Annotated in this window: 19 protein-coding genes; 1 reads left to right on the top strand and 18 read right to left on the bottom strand. The window is 45.5% G+C overall.

Going from position 1 to position 23,690, the window contains the following annotated elements:
* Positions 1-29: 29 nt before the first annotated feature.
* The 17 genes from ACE3MZ_RS09430 to yfmF form a co-directional block, all read right to left on the bottom strand.
* Positions 30-455 (bottom strand): RicAFT regulatory complex protein RicA family protein, encoded by a 426-nt coding sequence (locus ACE3MZ_RS09430; RefSeq protein ID WP_411346746.1) that lies wholly within the window; start codon positions 453-455, stop codon positions 30-32.
* 91 nt (positions 456-546) lie between these two features.
* On the bottom strand, positions 547-2,097 hold the full coding sequence (gene miaB, locus ACE3MZ_RS09425) for a tRNA (N6-isopentenyl adenosine(37)-C2)-methylthiotransferase MiaB (protein WP_411346177.1): 1,551 nt from the start codon (positions 2,095-2,097) through the stop codon (positions 547-549).
* Between the two features lie 282 nt (positions 2,098-2,379).
* Entirely contained in the window at positions 2,380-3,084 is a 705-nt protein-coding gene (locus ACE3MZ_RS09420) for a L,D-transpeptidase family protein (protein ID WP_411346176.1), read from the bottom strand.
* A 287-nt stretch (positions 3,085-3,371) separates the two neighbouring features.
* Positions 3,372-3,944, bottom strand: a complete 573-nt coding sequence (pduL, locus tag ACE3MZ_RS09415) for a phosphate propanoyltransferase (protein WP_411346175.1) — start codon at positions 3,942-3,944, stop codon at positions 3,372-3,374.
* Between the two features lie 287 nt (positions 3,945-4,231).
* Positions 4,232-4,492 (bottom strand): stage V sporulation protein S, encoded by a 261-nt coding sequence (locus ACE3MZ_RS09410; RefSeq protein ID WP_017813748.1) that lies wholly within the window; start codon positions 4,490-4,492, stop codon positions 4,232-4,234.
* Between the two features lie 309 nt (positions 4,493-4,801).
* Positions 4,802-5,596 carry a TIGR00282 family metallophosphoesterase gene (locus ACE3MZ_RS09405; RefSeq protein ID WP_411346745.1) on the bottom strand — a complete coding sequence of 265 codons (795 nt, stop codon included), beginning with the start codon at positions 5,594-5,596 and terminating at the stop codon, positions 4,802-4,804.
* 66 nt (positions 5,597-5,662) lie between these two features.
* A complete protein-coding gene (gene rny, locus ACE3MZ_RS09400) occupies positions 5,663-7,204 on the bottom strand; it encodes a ribonuclease Y (protein WP_411346174.1) in 1,542 nt (513 codons plus the stop codon).
* A 640-nt stretch (positions 7,205-7,844) separates the two neighbouring features.
* Complete coding sequence (locus tag ACE3MZ_RS09395) at positions 7,845-8,627, bottom strand: regulatory protein RecX (RefSeq protein WP_411346173.1); 783 nt, start codon at positions 8,625-8,627, stop codon at positions 7,845-7,847.
* Between the two features lie 171 nt (positions 8,628-8,798).
* Positions 8,799-9,866, bottom strand: a complete 1,068-nt coding sequence (gene recA / locus ACE3MZ_RS09390) for a recombinase RecA (protein WP_411346172.1) — start codon at positions 9,864-9,866, stop codon at positions 8,799-8,801.
* A 314-nt stretch (positions 9,867-10,180) separates the two neighbouring features.
* Positions 10,181-11,479, bottom strand: coding sequence for a competence/damage-inducible protein A (locus ACE3MZ_RS09385; protein WP_411346171.1), 1,299 nt, complete (start codon positions 11,477-11,479; stop codon positions 10,181-10,183).
* Positions 11,480-11,745: 266 nt separating this feature from the next.
* A complete protein-coding gene (pgsA, locus tag ACE3MZ_RS09380) occupies positions 11,746-12,336 on the bottom strand; it encodes a CDP-diacylglycerol--glycerol-3-phosphate 3-phosphatidyltransferase (RefSeq protein ID WP_411346170.1) in 591 nt (196 codons plus the stop codon).
* Between the two features lie 132 nt (positions 12,337-12,468).
* The gene (locus ACE3MZ_RS09375; RefSeq protein WP_411346169.1) at positions 12,469-12,960 is read right to left on the bottom strand and encodes a YajQ family cyclic di-GMP-binding protein; all 492 of its coding nucleotides are present in this window, start codon (positions 12,958-12,960) and stop codon (positions 12,469-12,471) included.
* 224 nt (positions 12,961-13,184) lie between these two features.
* A complete protein-coding gene (locus ACE3MZ_RS09370; RefSeq protein ID WP_411346168.1) occupies positions 13,185-14,294 on the bottom strand; it encodes a helix-turn-helix domain-containing protein in 1,110 nt (369 codons plus the stop codon).
* A 57-nt stretch (positions 14,295-14,351) separates the two neighbouring features.
* Complete coding sequence (locus tag ACE3MZ_RS09365; RefSeq protein WP_411346744.1) at positions 14,352-15,044, bottom strand: DUF3388 domain-containing protein; 693 nt, start codon at positions 15,042-15,044, stop codon at positions 14,352-14,354.
* 516 nt (positions 15,045-15,560) lie between these two features.
* Positions 15,561-16,331, bottom strand: coding sequence for an elongation factor P 5-aminopentanone reductase (gene ymfI / locus ACE3MZ_RS09360; protein ID WP_411346167.1), 771 nt, complete (start codon positions 16,329-16,331; stop codon positions 15,561-15,563).
* Complete coding sequence (gene yfmH / locus ACE3MZ_RS09355) at positions 16,328-17,611, bottom strand: EF-P 5-aminopentanol modification-associated protein YfmH (protein WP_411346166.1); 1,284 nt, start codon at positions 17,609-17,611, stop codon at positions 16,328-16,330. Before yfmH ends, ymfI begins: the two co-directional genes overlap by 4 nt.
* 3 nt (positions 17,612-17,614) lie before the next feature.
* Positions 17,615-18,898 carry an EF-P 5-aminopentanol modification-associated protein YfmF gene (gene yfmF / locus ACE3MZ_RS09350; protein ID WP_411346165.1) on the bottom strand — a complete coding sequence of 428 codons (1,284 nt, stop codon included), beginning with the start codon at positions 18,896-18,898 and terminating at the stop codon, positions 17,615-17,617.
* Positions 18,899-19,306: 408 nt separating this feature from the next.
* On the opposite strand from yfmF, the gene ACE3MZ_RS09345 reads away from it, so the two are divergent.
* Positions 19,307-20,389: a stalk domain-containing protein gene (locus ACE3MZ_RS09345; protein ID WP_411346164.1), complete on the top strand. Its 1,083-nt coding sequence runs from the start codon at positions 19,307-19,309 to the stop codon at positions 20,387-20,389.
* Between the two features lie 226 nt (positions 20,390-20,615).
* Here ACE3MZ_RS09345 and ACE3MZ_RS09340 read toward each other — a convergent pair whose 3' ends face one another.
* Positions 20,616-23,579, bottom strand: coding sequence for a DNA translocase FtsK 4TM domain-containing protein (locus ACE3MZ_RS09340; protein ID WP_411346163.1), 2,964 nt, complete (start codon positions 23,577-23,579; stop codon positions 20,616-20,618).
* Positions 23,580-23,690: the final 111 nt, after the last annotated feature.

Below are 23,690 nucleotides of genomic sequence, written 5' to 3'. Positions count from 1 at the left end.
CAAAGAGAACAACAAAAGCTAGACAATATTCAGTCTCCACACGATGGCGGCGGAGAATCTTTGCCACTCTCTACATGAATCTTCTCCGATACCGTATTGTAAATAGCAGACATAACCATCTGTAGCAGATCATTAATCTCTACCTGCGACTCTTGGTAATCGGAGATCAATGGAATATCATCCATTTCCTGCTGCAAGGCTGCCATCTCGGCTTCAATGTTAGCAACCATCTTCTGATTACGCATCGACTCAAAGGCAACCACTTCTTTTTGCTTCTTCTTAATTTGCGAGATCAGACTTTGCACTCGCTCATGAGTCAGAATCATCTGCTCTGCCTTTTGAAAATGGACAACTTCCTCACTTTCAGAAATGAGAGAAGCGAGTTGATTCGTTTTCGCCATAATATCTTCGCGAATATGCAATCCGCTTGTATCCAGATCAGGAATGGCATTCACCGGTTCCTGTTGATGTTCGTTATGCTCCTGCTGCTGCACGGGCAGTATCTCCCTTCCAGAAAGACGGCTATGCCGGCAGAATGCTCTGTAATCAGCTTATGGCTACAGGTTCTGCCACCAGCTCGCCTTTAATGTAAAATGTTTTGTAATCGGTAATCTGCACATGTACAAATTCACCAATCAGATCATCAGCACCTTCAAAATGAACGAGCTTGTTGGAACGTGTTCGTCCGGCAAGCACATGCTCATTGTTTTTGCTGGCGCCTTCAACGAGTACTTCCACTACCTGACCGAGAAACTTCTCGCTGCCAATGCGGCTGTACTGTTTGATTGTATCATTTAAACGCTGCAAGCGCTGCTTTTTCACTTCCATCGGCACATTATCCTCCATCGAAGCGGCAGGCGTACCTTCGCGCGGCGAATAAATAAACGTATACGCAGAGTCAAAGCCCACTTCACGCACAAGCGACAGCGTTTGTTCAAACTGCTCATCTGTTTCCCCAGGGAAGCCAACGATAATATCGGTAGTCAGCACCGCGTTCGGAATAGAAGTATAGATTTTGTCCACCAGCTCCAAATAATGCTCGCGACTGTATTTACGACTCATCTTTTTCAACACTTCCGTGCTACCTGACTGTACAGGCAGATGGATATGTTCTACTAGATTGCCACCCTGAGCGAGTACTTCAACTAGACGATCATCAAAATCGCGCGGATGCGATGTTGTAAAGCGCACACGCGGAATATCAATTTTGGAAATATCATTCATCAGATCGCCAAATGTATAATTCATGCCTTCCAGATCTTTGCCATAGGCATTCACGTTCTGTCCCAGCAGTGTAATCTCTTTGAAGCCTTGACGTGCCAGCTCGCGCACTTCGGTAATGACGTCCTGTGGCAGACGGCTGCGCTCCTTGCCACGCGTATACGGCACGATGCAATACGTACAAAATTTGTCGCAGCCATACATAATATTTACCCAACCACGCATACCTTGACGTTTTTTCGGCAGGTTCTCGACGATATCGCCTTCTTTGGACCACACCTCGACGACCATTTCTTTGCTAAACAATGCTCCTTGTACTAACTGAGGCAGACGATGGATATTATGTGTACCAAAGATCATATCGACAAAGTTATGTCGCTGCATAATCCGGTTCACAACGCCTTCTTCCTGTGCCATACAACCGCAGACACCAAGCAGCAAGCCCGGACGTTCTAGCTTCAGCGTTTTCAGATGACCGAGTTCGCCAAATACACGATCTTCTGCATTTTCACGAATAGCGCACGTATTCAGCAGAATGATATCCGCTTCTTCACGGCTTTCGGTCGCTTGATAACCCATTTGCTCCAGCATACCTTTGATCGTTTCGGAATCATGCTCGTTCATCTGGCAACCAAACGTATATACGAGATAATGCTTGCCAACGCCGATATGACGCAATTCTTCCGGCACTGCATTTTCGTACATAACCTGCACGTCTTGCTTACCGCGCTTCTTCTCTTCGCGCTGATTCGGTTCAGAGACAATATGAATATCACGTCCGCGGATACGGATTTTTTTGCCATGTTCGTCTTCCGAGATCACTTTTGCATCGGAAAAGTCAAAATACTTGGAATAATCTTTTGTCTGTTTTGACATGCTATGCTGTCACTCCCCCACCATTACCATTTCCAGAATATATCGTTTGCAGTGCTGTTACGGAGCGTGATATGAGTCTATTTCGCCCTACGTTTACCTTCGGACCTTGCTAGTAAACGAACTGCAAATCAATCATTATCGGATATGTGAATTGTATTGTTATCAACATCAACAACCAAATGAACAAAAAAGCATTACCTATAATTATAGCATGGCACTATCTATATAAAAAGCAAGGAATACCCAACTGCTACTCACTTCCGAGTGACTTGCAAGCTGTATTCAATATATCTGCGAACCTACACCGATACGAATTTTCGGATTCGAGTCTGGATCTATCATCTTCATTACTCGTAGCAGATTGTCCTGGGACATCGCAATACAGCCTTCTGTCGGCTTGTTGGACGCACGCCAGATATGCATAAAAATCGCACTGCCTTTGCCAGAAACGACAGGATTCATATTGTAGTTAATGACCATCGCATACTGGTACAACGGATTATTCAATCGTTCAAATGAAGACCAGCGTTCCTTCGGATTGCCTTCATATGAAACCCAGCTGTTATAATCCGGTGATCCCGGCGTATCAATCCAATAATCGTCCTCCCCTGCTGTGCGATAATCGGTTTTCAATCCAGTCGGCGCCTGGTTACTACTGCCAAATGCAGTGCCAAGTGTATACGTTCCAAGCGGTGTTTTGCCATCGCCTTCTTTTGTTTTACCAAGCCCTTTATTGCCCAATACAACTGGTATTGGACCTATCTGGCTTTTCCAGCCACTTTCCTGCTTTTCGTATACATACAGTTTGCCCGTGATGGAACGCTGTGTATCAGCAGTGACGATGATGACTTGCTCACTGCTCAGCTGATCCAATTTTTTGAACAACTTTGGCTCATTCAGCGCAGATGCAGCATCCGCCTGATGATACGCTGGTATATAGCTTATGAATAGAAACAGCAACAACGTCAAACGGATACGATAACTCATGATCATGTCCTCCTGCAACTGAAGTTCAGCTTCACTCATTATCGAAGCTTGGCTCGTTGAAATTGATATGTATTCATAGTAGCAGAATATTACTTCTGAATCAGCACCGTTCTTCATGCATTTCTTGATGTATGTAGTACCCACTTCACAAACTTGATGCTGCATCGCAATTGACGTTGCATCAAAAAAACCAGGATCGCTGTGTTGATCCATAATGAAAGAGACATACTATACTCTTCATTACGATTCACAGACGATCCTGGTTTTTAACTATATTCGTATTGATCTTAGTCGATAATTTCAGCAGTGTCGCCAGTACGTGCACCAGCAGCATTCGCTTCATCGGTATCAATGTGCATATCCAGTGCAAACGAATCAGATACGCGTGCAATCACATTTTCCAGTACCATGCCACGCTCGCCAGACAGACGAACATTCAGTTTATCCTGGTCTTTGATACCCCATTTTTCGGCATCAGATGTGTGGAAGTGAATGTGACGGGCAGCCACGATTACGCCTTCCTGAATTTCTACTTCACCAGCTGGTCCTTTGATCAGGATGCCTGGTGTACCCGCGATATTACCAGATTCGCGTACAGGTGCTTTTACGCCAACTGCGAACGAATCAGTCAGAGAGATTTCCAGCTGTGTCGCTGCGCGTGCAGGACCCAGAATACGAACTTTAGGGAAAGAACCTTTAGAGCCAACAACCTCAACTGTTTCGTTGGCAGCAAACTGACCTGGTTGGGACAGTGGTTTGAATTCAGTCAGTTGATAACCAGCACCAAACAGAATTTCTACATGCTCTTGGGACAGGTGAATATGACGGGCAGATACGCCTACAGGTACTACTTTACTCATTGAATGTCACTCCTCAGCTATTCTTTATACGCTTGTAACAAAATACACGTACTTCCTGAACATCAGAAAATAAGCCGCATATCATTCATAACGGACTTAACAAGATATTGACAATCACAATATCTCATTCCGCTAATGAACACGTCCACAAACGCTAACATACATACTATGCCATTATACATCTTTTACTATGAAAATGAAAATCCATTCAGCAAAAAGACCTGCATGCTTTCAGTAAAAAGGCATACAGGTCACATATTTTACTTTATTCACTCGTTAGCGAATGATTACCTCGGCTCCACAATCAGCTTCATGGCTGTTCTATCTTCTCCATCAATCACAATATCAGTAAAGGCAGGAATACAAATCAAGTCAACTCCACTTGGTGCTACAAATCCTCTGGCAATAGCTACAGCTTTGATCGCTTGATTAAGTGCACCCGCTCCGATGGCTTGAAGCTCGGCAGCGCCGCGCTCGCGCAACACTCCTGCCAGGGCTCCTGCAACTGAGTTCGGGTTGGATTTTGCTGACACTTTTAATACTTCCATGTTAAGTACCTCCCCTAGGAATGAATGATGGCTTAGCTTCAAAAATGATCGGAATTGCGTCTAGTTAGTATTCGAGGATTTGTTTTCGTTTCCTTCTTTTTTTGAGCCGAACATTGCCAAATTGACAAATATATTTTCAGACCTTGCTTTTGCCTGTACAAGTATATCGTCGATTGGCTTCATTGGGATGATGGGGCGCCGTTGTTGAACGAAAGATCATGATGCAATAATGCCTTTGAGAGCGAGACTTCTATCCCTCGCTACAACGTAGGATATGAGGGATTTTCGTGAATCCGGCATCCATTGTCATTAATCCATATGCCATTCGTCCTCGTACATGCGTATTTTTTCGATTTTTTTCGCTTTGCCAGTCTGATCGTCGATATCTACGAATACCGCATGAAAATGCCATTTGCCTTCACACACTTGAAAACGTGCAGGTAGCTGCGTTTGGAATTTGTACAGCACCGCATCCTTCTCCATGCCAAGCACACCTTCACGCGAACCAACCATACCAACATCCGTTTGATACGCTGTACCACCCGGCAAAATGGTGTCGTCATTGCTCTGTACGTGAGTATGCGTGCCGACTACCATCGAAGCGCGACCTTCCAAATACCAGCCCATCGCGATCTTCTCAGATGTTGCTTCTGCATGGAAATCGACCAGAATCGCATTCGTTTTACCATTCAGTTCATCCAGAATCTCATCCACTTTGCGGAAAGGGCAATCGATCGCAGGCAAGAACGTGCGTCCCTGTAAGTTAATGATCGCTAGCTGCTTACCGCCGTTTTTGATAATCGTATATCCGCGACCTGGTGTATCGGGTGGGAAATTGGCTGGACGAACCATCCGCTGTTCATCGTCGATAAAATCGAAAATCTCTCTGTTATCCCATGTATGGTTCCCCATTGTAATCCCGTGAATGCCTTGTTCAAACAGCTCATTGGCAATCTTGCGCGTCAGCCCTCTGCCAGAAGCCGAATTCTCCGCGTTTGCTATGATGATGTCCGGGTTATACTTTGATTTTAACCTAGGAAGGCTTGCTTTAATCGCTCTACGCCCTGTACTACCGACAATATCTCCAATAAAAATAACTTTGATGGTGATTCTCCTCCGTCTTCATATACAAAAAGTGACCCGTTATCCAGGTCACTTTTCGCATGTTCTTTATTTTGCGTAATCGACCGCCCGTGTTTCACGGATAACGGTAACTTTGATATGCCCTGGATAATCCAGTTCATTCTCAATCGTTTTCGTAATGTCACGTGCCAGTCGGAAACTGTCTGCATCGTCAATCTTATCCGGTTGCACCATAACGCGAATTTCGCGTCCGGCTTGAATCGCATACGATTTTTCGACGCCATCGAACGATTCTGAGATTTCTTCGAGCTTTTCCAGACGACGGATATACGTTTCCAGCGTCTCGCGTCTCGCTCCTGGTCTAGCAGCAGACAATGCGTCAGCAGCACCAACCAGCATTGCGATAATCGAAGTCGCTTCGGTATCGCCGTGGTGAGACGCGATACTGTTAATAACGACTGGATGCTCTTTGTATTTCTTCGCCAGTTCGACACCGATCTCTACGTGTGAACCTTCCACTTCATGGTCAAGCGCTTTACCGATATCATGCAGTAAGCCTGCACGTTTCGCAAGCGTGATATCCTGACCTAATTCGGCGGCCATCAGACCAGTAAGGTAAGCGACCTCCATGGAGTGTTTCAGCACGTTTTGACCATAACTGGTACGGAACTTGAGTCGTCCCAGAATTTTGATCAGGTCTGGGTGTAGACCGTGTACACCGACTTCGAATGTCGATTGCTCTCCGTATTCACGAATGCGCTCATCCACTTCGCGGCGGGATTTGTCCACCATCTCTTCGATACGAGCCGGGTGAATACGTCCGTCAGCAACCAATTTCTCCAATGCTGTACGAGCGATTTCACGACGAATCGGATCAAATCCGGATAAAATAACCGCTTCCGGTGTATCATCGATAATCAGATCGATTCCCGTTAATGTTTCCAATGCACGGATGTTGCGACCTTCACGACCGATAATCCGGCCTTTCATCTCTTCATTAGGCAAGGTGACAACAGAAACGGTTGTCTCTGCCACGTGGTCCGCCGCACAACGCTGAATCGCAAGTGTGATGATTTCACGCGACTTTTTGTCCGCTTCGTTTTTCGCCTGTTGTTCAATATCTTTGATCAATTGTGCAGTTTCATGACGCACTTCCTGCTCAACATTGCTCAGGATAATACTGCGTGCATCTTCCATGGTCAGATTGGAGATACGTTCCAATTCTGCGACCTGGCTGCCATATAGCTGTTCGATTTGTTGCTGTGTCTCTTCGATACGTTTCTCTTTGTTAGCCACTTGTTCTTCTTTGCGTTCCAGTGATTCCAGCTTTTTATCCAGCGACTCTTCCTTCTGCAACAATCGTCTTTCCAGCCGTTGATTTTCATTCCGACGTTCACGAATGTCTTTTTCAGCTTCAGCTCTGAATTTGTGGATTTCGTCTTTTGCTTCCAGAACTGTTTCTTTTTTCAGTGCTTCTGCTTCTTTTTTTGCATTTTCCACGATTTGCGCGGCAGCAGTTTCTGCACTGGAAATTTTAGCTTCTGCAAGAGATTTGCGAATAAAATATCCGATCACGAACCCAAAGAATAATGCGGCAACAACGAGAATTATGATCCAGAGATAATCCATTCTGTTCACCTCCTCGCTGATTCCTCCAAGGTATTCCTTGGGAACTACCACCATTGTTGATTGGTAATGCAATGCTTCATCCCTTTACAATCTCTTTCATCGCCCATGCGGGTACATGTGCTAATTCCCTGTTCAAGGGAGATAAACATTTTCATTGTTCAAGCCTTTGTACAACAGTCTGTCGACGTTACGCCACCGGGTGTCAATAAGCTAAAAATGACGTAAAAATGACAAACTGTACACATCCATTTTATTATTTGCCAAAAGACATTGTCAAGCAATTGGCATTTCTGTCTTTACACTTGTATCATAACAGCCGATAGATGGCGCTATAAATGCAAAAACAGTTGATTTCGTTATTATTGTGTTGTGATGATTTTTGCGTTCTGCTCTCTGATTACAAAATTATGAATCCGCCCCAATGTGCAAAACAACAGTATTTATTTAGAGTTGGACAATAGTTGTCCAGTTCTGTTTTATTATATGTTGTTCAAATGATTCTTTTATTCCAATGAGCGTCTAAATACACATAGTCCGCATCTAGGCCCCTATAGTGCTGAATGTCTATGTCGTATACTTTGCGCATGTATTACCTATTGCTATAAGGAAGTGAAGAAATTAGAACGTGAAGGGATTAATCTTATTCCTCTTCATTTTGATTCTGCTCCACCTGAGCCAATGCACGGCGAACCAGATCTGAAGAATATCCGCGACGCATCAGGTATGCCATCGTTTTACGCTTTTTGTCCAGCCATTGACCGGATGTACTGTTCCACTTCTTCTGTGCCATCAGTACAGCACTGTTTAACTCTTCGTCTTCATCAATATCGCCAAGTGCTTGTTCGATTTGCTCCTGATCTACACCTTTTTGTCGCAATTCCTGCCTAATCCACACTTTGCCTTTTTTTTGCGTACGCACACGTTGTTTTGCCCACTGCTGGGCGAACAGTCCATCATCGATCAGCTTTTCCTGCTCCAACCGTTCTAATGTTGCTTCAATCACATGATTCTCATATTCTTTCTCACGCAATTTACGCGCAACTTCCGTACGAGTACGGGAACGGTAACTCAAATAATTGACAGATGATGCATATGCTGCCTGTAACTCATTCGCAGCCATAATTTCCTGTAATGCGTCCTTCGTAAACGAATACCCTTTTAGCATTCGATATTTGATCATAACATCTTCGTGTACGATCAGATTCAATTCGCCAAATGTAAGCCGGTAATGAAATCGCGGCCAGCGCACCGGTTCAACAGAGATAATCTCCAATTCACCATCATCCGGAAAATCATCTAGTCGATCGGCTTTTTGATCGAATTCTTCTTCCAATTCCCATTCATTCGGTTGTTCGTTAGCTTCGGCTTGCTGCGAACGAGACGACTTGCGAGATGATTTGCGAAACGATCTAAAGTTATTCATCGCTATGGTTCCCTTCTGGAGTACAGATTTACTTGCATATAAAATAAGCGCCTGAACGTTATGCACGTTACAGGCGCTTGGGGTCACTGACATGCTGGCACATATCAGTGACTGGCTGTATTGATTTGCTCTATCCGAAATGTTCGGATGATAGAACCTGCAATGACTGAATTACTCTGTTGCTTCCGAGAACAGTTCTTGCTCTTCCAATTCTTCTTTGCGTTTTTGATCATCTGAAGGAGCTTCCACCAGTGTACTGAGGTTGCTCAATTCACGGATTCTGTTTTCGATGACCAGAGAGATTTGCGGATTTTCTTTCAGGAATTGCTTTGCATTTTCTCTACCTTGACCCATACGCTCGCCATCATACGAATACCAAGCGCCACTTTTATTTACGATATCTTTTTCCGTACCGATATCGATTAAGCTACCTTCTTTGGAGATACCTTCACCATACATGATGTCGATCTCTGCCTGTTTGAACGGAGGTGCCACTTTGTTTTTTACTACTTTGATACGTGTACGGTTACCGACGATGTCGTTACCGTTTTTGATAGCTTCAATACGACGCACATCAAGACGTACAGTAGAGTAGAATTTCAGTGCACGACCACCTGGTGTTGTTTCCGGGTTACCGAACATAACGCCGACTTTTTCACGTAATTGGTTGATGAAGATAGTGATTGTTTTCGATTTGCTGATGGCACCGGACAGTTTACGTAGCGCTTGAGACATCAAACGTGCTTGCAAACCGACGTGAGAGTCACCCATTTCGCCTTCGATCTCTGCTTTTGGCACGAGTGCTGCTACGGAGTCGATAACGATGATATCAACCGCACCACTACGAACGAGAGCTTCAGCGATTTCCAGACCCTGTTCACCCGTATCCGGCTGGGACAGCAGCAGCTCATCGATATTTACACCCAGATTCTTAGCATATTGCGGGTCCAGCGCGTGCTCAGCATCGATAAACGCTGCTTGACCGCCGGCTTTTTGCACTTCCGCAACCGCATGAAGGGCAACCGTAGTTTTACCTGAAGATTCAGGTCCGTATATTTCAATGATACGACCTCTTGGCATTCCGCCTGTTCCTAAAGCAATATCCAAAGCAATCGATCCACTTGGTACAACTTCAACTTGCATATGCGTAGATTCCCCGAGTTTCATAACGGAACCTTTACCGAATTGTTTTTCTATTTGACGAAGCGCCATATCCAGCGCAGCACGACGATCTGACAATCAGCTCACATCCTTCTCAATGTTTATAAACTAATTATACTGCAATTTTCACCTTTTGCCAAGCTTTTTTCGAACATATATTCGTCTTTTTGCAGCCCTCCGTTCGCCATATTACAAATTTTGTAAAATGTGATCACAATACAAAATGGCTTATTTTCAAACTGTTTTGTGCAGCCGTTATGTAAGAATTACATGCTTTTCTCCCTAATGAAACAAAAAACCGCAGCAATGGTATGCTGCGGTTCTTCCGGCTACAGTGATCATAGCATAGCTGTATGCGATCTGCAAGCCCGCAGATCGTCTCTAATGGCTGTTTACCCTTTGTGCTCTGTAATTCCAGGTTGTTCATGTTGAAGCTGCTTGAGGCGAAGCCAGAGGCGATACATGATACTTTTAGCTGAGCGGATACGAATGGCTTCGCGATTGCCTTTTAAGTTCAGCTTCCATACCGCTGTATCTCGTCCACGTTCGGCAAGAGCAATATACACCAGACCGACTGGTTTGCGTTCTGATGATCCCGGGCCTGCTACTCCAGTCACTGCAACGGCAAAGTCAGTATCCAGAATTTTGCGCGCTTCATGTGCCATCAATTCCGCGACCTCTTCACTCACGGCTCCCGGTGCATCTTCGCCTTCCAGCAGATCATGCGGGATTTGAAGCAGCTTTTCTTTCATTTCGTTGGAATAGGATACGATTCCACCCATAAATACGAGTGCACTGCCTGGCACTTTGGTCAGATTTTCCATAATTAGACCGCCGGTGCAGCTCTCTGCCGCCGCAAGCGTCAATTTCATACCGGTCATCATCTGTAAAATCTGCTGCTCAATTCGGATATCCTGATCTGCATACATATGATCTGGCAGACGATCGCGAATGACCGCTTCCATCGCTTTCAGTTTCTCCATCGCTTGTTTCTCATCCGGCGCTTTGGTAGTCAGGCGGATCGTGACTTCGGCTTCTTTGGCATAAGGTGCAATCGTCGGATCGGTCTGTGCGCTGATCAGATCCAGCAATGCGTCTTCCAGTGCGGACTCACCGATACCGGCAAATTTCAACATTTTGGAATAGATTGGATACTCACCGGACAGCACATTACTCAATAACCAAGGCACTGCTTGCTGCTCAAACATCGGTTTGAGTTCTTTCGGTGGTCCTGGTAGCACGACATAATGCTTGTCGTTCTGACTAATGGCGATTCCGACTGCGAGACCGACTTCGTTATCAAGCGGATGACTATGCTCCAGAATAATTGCCTGACGACGGTTATTTTCAGTCATCGGCTTATCGCGACCTTCAAAGAACGTTTCGATCTTTTGCATCGCTTCTGGATAGATGTGCAGTGAGCGTCCCAGTACTTCACCAAGAGCATCTTTGGTCAGATCATCCTGCGTTGGACCGATTCCGCCGGAAAATACAACTACATCCGCACGACTGCTTGCTAGTTCGATTGCCTGTTTCAAGCGGTTTAGATTATCTCCAACCACGGTCTGGTAATACACATCAATGCCCAGATAAGACAGTTGCTGAGACAGGTATTGCGCATTCGTATTTGTAATTTGACCGAGCAGTAACTCGGTTCCAACAGCGATAATTTCTGCTTTGACGGCTTTCATGATTGTATCCTCCCTTTTGAAACAGTGCATGATTGAGTTTGATAGTGTATCTACTTCCATACGCGGATGTGAGGATGCTTATGCTGTTCTGCTGTTACGTTTGCATGATTTAAACAAGCAGCATTGTAAAGCGAAGAATCCTCACAGAAAAAGACAATAGAGCGATCCCTATTGCCTTTACTGCCGCTTCATGTTCATACTACCGATTGCAACGATCTTATAAATAACTATTGCATCGTCGGCTGGAAGCTTATGCTCACCATTAATCAGGAATTATGAAAATGAAGCAAATTTTTATTTTTGATGAAATAATCGACACCCGAATATAGGGTAATCAATGTGGCAATCCAAATGGCAATTTCGGCAAATGGAAAACCGATCAATGCAAATGGGAAATTGTTAATCATTAGCGCAATGATCGCCACGATTTGAGTGATCGTTTTTGCTTTGCCCCAGTTGCTTGCTGCAACGACAGAGCCTTCCAATAAGGCAATCTGACGTAGACCAGTAATCGCAAACTCGCGGAAGATGATAATAATCGCCATCCATGCCGCACATTTGCCTAAGGATACAAGCGAGATCAGCGCTGCGGATACGAGTAGCTTATCCGCCAGTGGGTCAAGCAGCTTGCCCAAGTTGGTAACGAGATTGCGACTACGTGCGATATGACCGTCAATTCCGTCTGTACTTGCCGCAACAATGAAAATAAATGCCGCAATCAGATCGTTGTAGCTTACTTGAAAGGAACTGCCGATATGCAACAACTGCTCGCCAAAAGGAAAATCAACCAGCAAAAACAGCATCATGACCGGCACAAGCGCAATGCGGGCCATCGTGATTTGGTTTGGCAGGTTCACAGTGTACCTCCTACGCTGAGTCCAGCATTATGGTATAGCCGCTTATATGTACCTGCATGCGACCGTATTTTGTTTATCAACATCAACGTGCAGCCTCCATCCGCCCTGTAACAAAACCGTTACATGCAATTGTTATTTCAGGTTTGTAAATTGAAGATCGAGCGGCAGATCCGCTTTGCGGAGCAGTTGAATAATAGATTGCAGATCATCGCGGTTTTTACCCGTTACCCGGATTTGATCACCTTGGATCTGACTTTTCACTTTTAGCTTGGAATCGCGAATGAGAATATTGATCTTTTTCGCATTTTCCTGATCAATGCCTTGCTTCAATTTGAGACGTTGACGCACGGTTCCCATCGAAGCAGGTTCGACCTTTTCGTATTCAATATTTTTGATCGGCAGACCGCGTTTTACCATTTTCGATTGCAAAACGTCGATTAATGCACCGAGTTTGTAATCGTCATCGGATACTAACACAAGTGTTTCTTTCTCCAATGTCAGTGTACTTTTGCTGCCTTTAAAATCAAAACGGCTGGCGATTTCCTTTTCCGTTTGAGTAATTGCGTTGGTCATTTCTTGCATGTCCATTTTGGATACGATATCAAATGAATTTTCAGAAGCCACAGAAGTCTCCCCCTTTAGTCAAATTATAGGTGATATTGGTGTGCAAGTCTAATACGATAACGGTGATCCAGATGTGTAAACGCTAATGATGCGCTTCCTAGCTAATACTCAAGATCATCTTCAGACAAGAATGCGTTCAGATGCATTGCATACATAAACTAAACTCGCAAAAGGACATCCGGTTCCGCAAAACGGAAGTAAGGGATGTCCTTTGTGATTGTTTATCAGTTACTGCTGGATGTGGAATCTGTTGTTGTACCTTCCGTGCTGTCGGTAGAGGTAGACGTACCGTCCGTTGTCCCTGTCGCATCGGTTGTACCGGAAGTGGAAGTTGCATCCGTAGTTGGTGCTTCTTTTACCAGTTTTAGCACGATACGAGAAGTCGCTTTGCCATCTGTGATCGGCTGACCATTGATCGTAATCTTCGTAGCTGGCGAATTACCGGATTTAATATACAGACCGGAATCGGTCAGATCGTAGGACAGGTTTTGTCCACTCTCGGTGTTGTTGAAGAACAGACGCTCACCACTGGAATCAGCAGATTTGTACACTTCCAACCAGCTTTGACCAGTAGCTGCAATGTCTACTTTCAACGTATCGGAACCAGTATAATTCACATTGAACAAAGTATTGCGACCTTCTTTGCCACTTTCGCTGACTACCGGAGTGGATGAAGCATCCGTTGTCCCCGTTTCAGTCGATGGCGTTTCGCCGTTAGTCGCTTCTGGATCAGTGCCTTCCGTAGTACCCGTGCCTTCTGGGTTCTCCTTTGTGCCTGTACCCGCAGATTCACCATTCTGTCCAGAACCTGCACCAGATGGAGTTTGAGTCGTACCGCCATTGCCACCTGTTGCAGGCGGGGTAGTGGTAGTATTCGGTGTATTATTCTGTTCCTGTTGTTGACTACTTGCAGTTTCTTCAATTTGCGGGGAAGAATTTTTGCTGATTACAAAAATCCATACCAGTGCAATGATCAGAATCGGGAACACCCACATTAAAATGGTTGATAGCAACTTGCCACTACGTCCCGAAGCGGCGGCATTACGCCGTGCAGCTCTGCGCGGTTGCGCAACAGGTTCCATCACCGCTTCCGGCTCTGGCTCCGGTACAACATCCTGATGTTCTTGCAGCAGCTCGTCCGGACTAATACCGACAGCCTCTGCATAAGTTTTGATAAATGCCCGAACATAAAAACTTCCGGGAAGCACCTTGAAATCACCCGCTTCGATGGCCTCCAAGTAGCGCTTGCGTATTTTGGTCATTTCTTGCACGTCATCGAGCGATAAACCCCGTGCAAGGCGGGCGTCCCGTAACTGGCGACCCAGATCTGACATACGATTACCTCCTGATTAGATTGTTTTATCACATAAAGACTGAGCTTTATTGGTCATTTAGATATCATCTGTGTACGTTTCCGTGAATGTATCATAAACGATCTCTTCATCCGGATTGTTGCGCAATTCGATAATAATGTCGAAATCGCTGTACTCATAATCCGATTCCCGTACAAAGATATCGGGATGCTCAATTACTTTCGTACTTGGCATCTGCATAATATCTTGCAAAAGCTGGTAATGGCGTTCATTTGACCGAATGGTACTCACGATCCCGTCAATAATAAATACATTGCCATGGTTCATTTCCTCTTCGGACAATTGACTGCGCACCGTCTGGCGCAACAGTGTCGACGAGACAAACGTCCAGCGCTTCATCGCGCATACACTGCCCGCGATAATGGATTCGGTTTTACCGACACGCGGCATCCCGCGCAGACCGATAATTTGATTGCCTTCTCGCTTGAACACTTCACCGAGAAAATCAACCAGCAAACCGAGTTCATCGCGTGTAAACCGAAATGTCTTTTTGTCATCGGAATCGCGTTCGATATAACGACCATGACGCACAGCCAGAATATCGACTAGCTTCGGTTGACGCAGCGCAGTGATCGTAATGTTGGTCACTTTTGCCAACATATCGCCAAGCAGCACGATTTTCTCATCATCGTCGGATTCCAGCAACATACCACGCGTTTTGCCTTCAACCCCGTTAATCGTACGGATGTTGACATTGAGCATACCAAGCAGTGACGCCACATCCCCAAGTAAGCCAGGACGGTTTTTATGTATCCTGTACTCCAAGTACCATTGTTTCGCTTCCGGATTCGTCTGTTTTGCTTCCACGTTCACCTCGAACCTTTCTTCCCATTCATAACGCGGATCATTCCGCACGGGCATTTCATATGTGATTGAATCATCATAGACTGTATTGCATGAAGGGCTGACTAGCAGCCATATAATAAAAAGCGGCTGATCATGTACATGACTTCAGCCGGCTGCGAACTTCACGTCTTTAACATGTTAATGATATATAAAATGATATAGAAAGGCAAGAAGCGAAAGGAAACAACTTTTTAACCGGGATGTCATCATTGACATTGACAGCTCATATTCAGCATAGCCTATCCAGTAAAAGATAATCATTGGATAACAATGAGCTGATAATGATCAGATATCCATGCGCTAACAAGGAATAGAAGCTTCACTGTACACGACGGTACCGAAGCTTCTATCGTTTGGGAATGAACATAAAGTGACTCTCCGTTACGTTACCCAGCCACCGTTCGGACTAACCACCTGCCCTGTCATATAGCCTGATTCCGGTAACGATAAAAAGTACACCATCGATGCAATCTCATCCGGTTCGGCAATACGTCCGGCGGGAATATCATCTTCCAGCATCCGAATCTCATCCTGCTGCAAATGAGAAATCATCTCTGTACGCACAGCGCCCGGCGCAATGGCATTTACCGTTACACCGGAAGGCGCTAATTCTTTGGCGAGTGCTTTGGTAAAAGCATTCACGCCACCTTTGCTGGCAGAATACAGTACTTCGCAAGAGGCACCGGTAATTCCCCATACGCTGGATACATTAATAATGCGTCCGTATTGCTGCCGAACCATATACGGCATAAACACTTGCGAACAGAAAAAGACAGCTTTCAGATTGGTTGTCATAATATCGTCAAAATCGTTCTCCGTCAAATCCGCTAGCATTCCGTAGTGCGACATTCCGGCATTGTTTACCAGAATATCAGGCTCCAGCCCATGTTGCTCCAGCTTGTCACGCATACGGCGAATCTGCTCTACTTCCCGCAAATCGGCAGATACGGTTAGCACACGCACCCCATACTCAAGACACGTACGCGCTACTTCATTGGCTTGTTCATGCGACTGACGATAATGAATAATTACATTCATACCCGCCATCGCAAAGCGTCTTGCAATAGCTGCGCCAATTCCACGGCTACCGCCGGTAATTAACACATTCATCTCTGCAAATGGTTTGCTACCGCCTGGAGTCGATGAACTCATGGATTAACAACAACGGATACAGCCAGTTGATCCCAATCAATATGATCACGCAAACGCTGATTGATCTCTTCCAGCGTCAGAGATTCATAGACTGGCAATACCGCGAAGAAGTCACTATTTTTGAACCGGCTACGTGTAAATTCATGTGCAATACTTTCCGGCGAATTGAGTGCGCGCAAATAGTTACCGATCCGTTTCCGAATCGCACGGTCAAATGCATCCTGGCTAAAACCAGTTTGTACGATCGCATTGATCTCTTCTTTTAGCCGTTTCACAAGCAATTCTGGGTCCTTCGTATCGCCACCGATCATAGAATACGCATATTCTGCTGTATTGCTATAATCATATCCAAAATCATCCGAAATCAGATCTTCATCATATAGCTTTTGATACAGGGCAGTACTTGTGCCAAGCAACAAATCCAATACCAGCTTGGTCGTCAGGTTGCGGCGCTGTAATTGTTCGCCATCCAAACCGATTTCTTTCTCTTTGAAGCCCATTAGGAACTTCGGTTGAGACACAGGCAATTTCACCTCATGCCAAGTTTCGCCTACTTCATTTGGCTCAGTTTCAAAGTAACGACTGATCGGTCCTTGTGGCTGAATGTTTTTGGCATCTTGATTGCGACGCACCTGTTCGATGATCGCTTCTGGATTCACTCCGCCCACTACGAACAGCATCATATTCGACGGATGGTAAAAGGTGTTGTAGCACGTATACAGGGTATCCTTCGTAATCTCACTAATCGATTCAATCGTACCGGCAATATCAATGCGAACCGGATTGTTCTGATACATCGCTTCAATCAGCCCGAAGTATACACGCCAGTCCGGGTTATCGCTGTACATCTGGATTTCTTGACCGATAATGCCTTTTTCCTTGTTCACATTTTCCTCAGTGAAATATGGATTCTGCACATAGTTCAGCAGCGTCTCTACATTGTCTTCAATCTGCTCCGTTGCCGAGAACAGATATACCGTCTGATCAAAGCTGGTAAAGGCATTCGCTGACGCACCTTTGGCAGAGAATTTGGAAAATACATCCACTCCATCTGGCTCTTCAAACATTTTATGTTCCAAGAAATGGGCGATGCCGTCCGGCACTTTCACTTCGTTCTCGCCTTCTACTTGAAAATGATTGTCTACCGAGCCGTAACGTGTTGCAAATGTGGCATAGGTCTTTTGAAAGCCTTCTTTGGGTAGTACATATACTTCCAATCCATTATCCAGCTTTTCATGATATAGCGTTTCCTGCAAATCGTCGTAACGTATGCTTTCCATCAATTAAGCCTCCTTATGCCCGGTTAGGAAATAGATTGTATCCAGTTCCAGCAATTGTGCTGCTGCTTGGATTTGATCTGCGGTGACAGCTTCCACTTGCTCCAGCAGTTCTTCGACAGGACGCTCCTTGTCAGCGAATCGTCCGTTAAAATCGTGTCCGATCATCTGATACGCAGAATCACGTGATTCCAAGAAATCATTACGCAGCAACGCCTTCGTCTGAGCCATCTCGGATTCGGTAATCTGTCCATCCTGTAATACGGACAATTGCTCACGGATAATATCCAGTGCTTTGTTGAAGTTTTCCAGTTCGATCCCTGATTGGATTGTAGTAATGCCTTTGTACGGATCAAAGCGCGAACCGACATAATAGGCAAGACTTTCTTTCTCACGTACATTCATAAACAGTTTGGAATGCGGGAACCCGCCGAGAATGCCGTTTGCTACTAATGCTGACGCATAACGGTCATCGCTATACGTAACTGGAGTACGAAGTCCCATATTCAGCTTGCCCTGACTAATTTCCATTCGTTCGGTAATCTGACGAACCTCAGCTACAGCCGGACGGGTAACCGCCGGTGTATAGAGAGTGGTCGCTTCGCTCCGATGAATGTGGAATGTACGTCCGACTAGCTCCATCACTTCACTTAACGAAGTATCGCCTACCACATACAGATCTAGATTGCATGAAGACAACCATTGACGATACCACTCATACAAGCCGTTGCTATCCCATTCATCCAGCGCATCCAGACGACCAAGCGGATTCAGACGGTAAGGCTCATCTTTACACATTTCTTGAATACAGCGCTCTGCTGCATAGCGAATTTTATCATCGATAACGGATTCCAGTCGCTTACGCACATTTTCGCGTTCTGCCTGTACATATTTATTGCGAAACACCCCATTTTCCAATGCTGGACGGGTCAGTGTATCTCCAATAAAGGTCAAACTGCGTGACAGCAGCGGTTCATTGCTGCTGACAAACGAATCGTTGATCGTATCCATCCGCAGCTGCACCATCTGGTAATCGCCTTTTTTGTATACATCAATACCAAATCCGGCGCCATACATATCTTCTAATGCTTCGCGGAATTGTGTCGTTTCGGGGTACGTTTCACTGCCCCGACGCAGGATAAAGGGAATAAGTGCGGTCGGTGTAACGGTATCTTCAGCCAGCGGCACTCCCAGATAGAGAGAGATCGCAAATGTTTTAAAACGCGTTGTCGGCAAGACATGGACGCGGATTCCATTGATTTCGCCGTGCTCAAAACCAGTACTGTTCAATGTCAAAACTCCTTTATCCAGATCAATTTGTGTATATCGAATCATGTACATGGACATACATGGATATCAAAGATGCTTTACGTATCATTGTATAACATCACAATCCGCACAAGCAATGTGACAGCATCAAAACACCTCATCCGAATATGGTCCTGCTTCTTTTTGCACAAAAAATACGCTTGGATTACGAAGCAAATGGAAGCAACTGATGACAAAGCTGATTTTTTTCGCGCTGACTTTTATGTTAGAATCGAATCTCCGGGGTCAATTAGGTCTTCATTATCACAAAATTGGTACCCGCGGGAAAATGGGGCGAAACATTTCTGCTCGGGACACGTCTAAATACATAGGATAATCAGACGGGTCATCCGCTATCCAAATTTATTAAAAGGAGTCTGATGAACGAACATGAAACTAAACAAAAAGCCTGTCATCATTACTGCCGTGTCCGCTCTGGCTTTGTCTGGAACTATTTTTGCCAACAGTACATACGCTTCGGATGCCACCAAGCAGCTCAAAGCGGTGTATGCTAATATCAAGGTGCTGTATAACAATCAGCAAGTGACTGTAGCTGACGCGCAGGAACCGTTTATGATTAACGGTACAACGTATGTACCACTGCGTGTGCTGGGTGATGCAGTAGGCAAAAAAGTAACCTGGAACAATACAGATAAAACGGTAACGATCGCTGACACAACTGCTCAAGTTCCACAATCGACAGTTGATTCCTTGAATGCGCAAATCCAAAGTCTGCAATTGCAACTGAACAATGCGACAACACAAAGTACAACCAAAGATTCGACGATTACTCAGCTGCAAGCACAGGTAACAGATCTGAACTCTCAGATCACCACCTTGAAAAACCAACTGGCTGATAACTCGGATACAAGTACAAGCGTTAGCACAGCTATGACCAAGCTGCAAAAAACGCTGAACAACAGTTATGGTGATTACAAAGGTACTGGCGCAGCAATTGAGCTGACTGGCAGCAAATCATCGGTTAAAGTAGCGATTCGTGTAACTGAGTCCACTTGGAACGATCTGTCCACTACGAACCGTAAAAACCTGCTGCAAAATGTAGTAAACGATATTCTGGACAATAGTACGTTTGAAGATGCAACGATCACTGGTACTGTGTACAATAAAAACTCGGTAAAACTGGTTGGCTTCACTGTGAACAGCAGCGACACTGTTGTATTGAGCGCCAATGTCGATCTGACTAACGTCCAAAAAGACCTGAACACCAACTATGGTACGTATCGTAATATCAAACTTAGCATCGAGCTGAGCAATGATAACGACGAGTCTATCGTGTTCCGCGTCTATGCTAACAAAAGCGACTGGAATACGCTGACTGATTATCAAACAACTAGCCTGCTGAGCAGTATCGCTGCTGATATTGATGCAGCTTACAATAACCTTGGCAAAACGATCTACGGTTTTGTTTATGATAGCAGCAACAAATCCAGCATCCTGAAACGTTACAACTAATTCTTTATACGTTGACAGTGTGATCTTGTAAATAAAATATGTACGTAAAACAAAAAGCGGATTTGCTCATCATGAGCGAATCCGCTTTTTGGTACTTGGTTTTTACTTGGTTGACGAGATAGTTATCATTTTGCTGTTGTTGCGATTTCGTAATAGCCGATAGTGTATGCTCGAGTTGCTTTAGTTTGGGCTTGCCTTGGTTTGGCTTTGGTTGAGCTTGGTTCTCTTAACTACCTGTGCTGATCTGGTGATACTGCTCTGGAGAAACGAGTACTTCACGCGGTTTACTGCCTTCATATGGACCTACAATACCGTGTGCTTCGAGCGAATCAATCAATCGAGCAGCCCGTGTATAACCAACTCTCATTCGGCGCTGTAATAGCGAAACCGATGCTTGCTTGGCTTCGACTACAATTTGTACTGCCTGATCAAATAGCTCGTCTTTTTGCTCATCCATGGCAGTAGCGGAATCGTCGATTTCCGGCACAATATCGTCATTGTACTGAGCTTCGCCCTGACTACGGCAGTAGTCGACAATCGTTTCCACTTCCTGATCAGACATAAATGCACCTTGCACACGTACCGGCTTGGATGCACCCATCGGCATAAACAACATATCGCCGCGACCGAGCAATTTCTCCGCACCACCCATATCAAGAATCGTACGCGAATCAATCTGGGACGATACGCCAAAGGCGATACGTGAAGGGATATTTGCTTTGATAACACCGGTAATTACATCTACGGATGGACGCTGAGTTGCAATAATCAGGTGAATCCCCGCTGCACGCGCCATTTGTGCCAATCGTGCAATCGCGTCTTCCACATCGCCAGCCGCAACCATCATCAGATCTGCTAACTCATCGACGATCACGACGATATACGGTAGAATCGCATCTGGATTGTCTTTCATCAGATTGTTGTAGCCTTCCATATTGCGCGTACCTGATTTGGAAAATAGATCGTATCGTTTTTCCATCTCGACAACGATCTTCTTCAGTGCCAGCGAGGCACGACGCGGATCGGTTACTACTGGAGCCAGCAGATGCGGAATACCGTTATAAATATTCAGTTCGACCATTTTCGGATCGACCATCAAGAATTTCACTTCATCCGGCTTGGCTTTGTACAAGATGCTCGTAATAATGCCGTTAATACATACTGATTTACCGGAACCGGTCGCACCAGCTACAAGTAAATGGGGCATTTTCGCCAGATTCCCGATAATCGTCTGCCCGGCAATATCGCGCCCAAAGGCGATCGACAACTTGGCTTCGGAATCATCGAAAATTTGTGTCTCCATTACTTCACGCATCGTAACCATAGCGACTTCGTTATTAGGCACTTCGATACCGATCGCTGATTTGCCCGGGATCGGTGCTTCCATACGGATATCTTTGGCAGCAAGTGCAAGTGCAATATCATCGGTCAAGCCAACAATCCGGCTTACTTTAACACCAACATCCGGCTGGATTTCATAACGGGTGACTGCTGGACCACGTACAACTTCCAGCACTTTCGCACGCACGCCGAAGCTTTCCAGTGTCGTTTCCAGCTTACGAGCGATCTGCATATAGTCATTCTGATCGGCTGCACTGCTGTTTATTTTCGGTTTAGCAAGCAAACTATACGGTGGCAGACGATACGGCTTCGGCGGCGGTGGAGGCGGCGTAGCGGGCGTCTGTGCCCCATCCCCACTTGCATCTGTACTAGTAGCATCGCCATTTGGCACCGATTCCGTATTGGCATCGCCTGTGGCAGACATGGAATGAGGTGAATCCGATGATGCAGAAGCTTCATTGCCTTCATTCGATAAAATATCGTCTGTGGTAACAGGCTGACCGTCAGCCCCATAGGTACTATTCCCATCATCAACATGGGTGATGGAATGAGGTAATTCAGCATGACCCATCATCGCTGTATCTTGCAATGTATCGTTACTTGTAAATGCAGAATGTCCATTGTTTGCTCCGTTATGCAAATGATCAGACTGCCAATCTTCATCCCCCGCCTGATCCGAACGTTCAGAACGGATTTGCTCGAAGAAGTCACGGATGATCGGTGTACGATCTGGCAATGCAGAACTACCAGCAGCTCCGATGGAAGCAGCTGTAGCCTCAGCTGAAAGATCATTGACATCATGCTCAACTGCCACTGCACCTATTGCCGGTGCATTATCCCATAGATCATCTTCGTCTGCAATATACATGGAGCGAGGCTTGGTATCCGCTGACGTAGCGACAGCAGATTCACCAGCAGACACATTAGGTTTGGATTGGGCACGTCGCCGTGAAGTCGAGTTAGAACGCTCTGGCAGAGCTGCGTAAACCGTCTCATTATCATATTCGGCTTCTTCATCTCGCTCGTGACTTGCACGCTGTTTGCGCAGCCAATTAAGTAACCCTTGACGTTGCTCGTGCTCTTTATCTTCGTCTTCCTCATAGGTGTCTGGCTCTTGCGCAGCCAGTTTCTCTGCTTCAGCCAATTCTAGCTCTCGCTCTTGTCGACGTTCTGCCATCGCTTCGCGTGAAGACTGCCACTTACGTCCAACCGCTGCTCCAACGCCCGAAACGATATTGCGTCCATACTCCGCAACTTCCACGACAGATTTTTGCGTAATGAGCATCAGACTGATGATCAGCATGACACCAGCAATTAACTTTGTGCCTGTTACACCAAATAACATCATCAGCATCCACATTTGAACAGCGCCGATATAACCACCTGCTGCTTGTCTGGCAGGCAGTGAACTAAGCTGATCTGATGGTACATAGATCAATACACTGAGTAATGTCATCGTAAAGACGAGCAGAACCAATCCGCTCATCCGGCTATTCCAACCATTGTTCCAGCGTTGACGCAGCATAGTCATCAAACCGATGTACATGCCAACCAGTGGCAATACAAAGTACGACTTGCCGAGAATAAACGCAGTTATGTAATACAGAAATTGTCCAACAGCTGCCTGTCGTGACAATGCTATCACCGATAAGGTAATGAGGATAATCCCATAAATTTCATATTTTAACATGCTCAGAGCAGGAGCTTTATTGTTTTTACGCTTGCGTCCCGTGGACGAAGACGATTTACGCTTAGCAGTTTGCGCCGGTTTCCGCGCGGTAGATGGCGTGGATTTCCGCGTTGTTTTGGTTGTTGTTCTTGGCTTCTGGGCTGTTTTCGGCTTAGCCACTTCTTACCACCTCCGATGTGTTATTATAGCATACTCCGTCGGTCGATGCCGTACATTTGTTTGCGTTTTGAAACGACAAAACCCCTGCTCCCCGCATGGGACCGTCCAATA

The organism is Paenibacillus sp. WLX1005 (genome assembly GCF_046603685.1).
In the GTDB taxonomy this organism is placed as follows: Bacteria; Bacillota; Bacilli; order Paenibacillales; family Paenibacillaceae; genus Saccharibacillus.
This window is presented reverse-complemented; position numbering and strand designations above follow the sequence as displayed.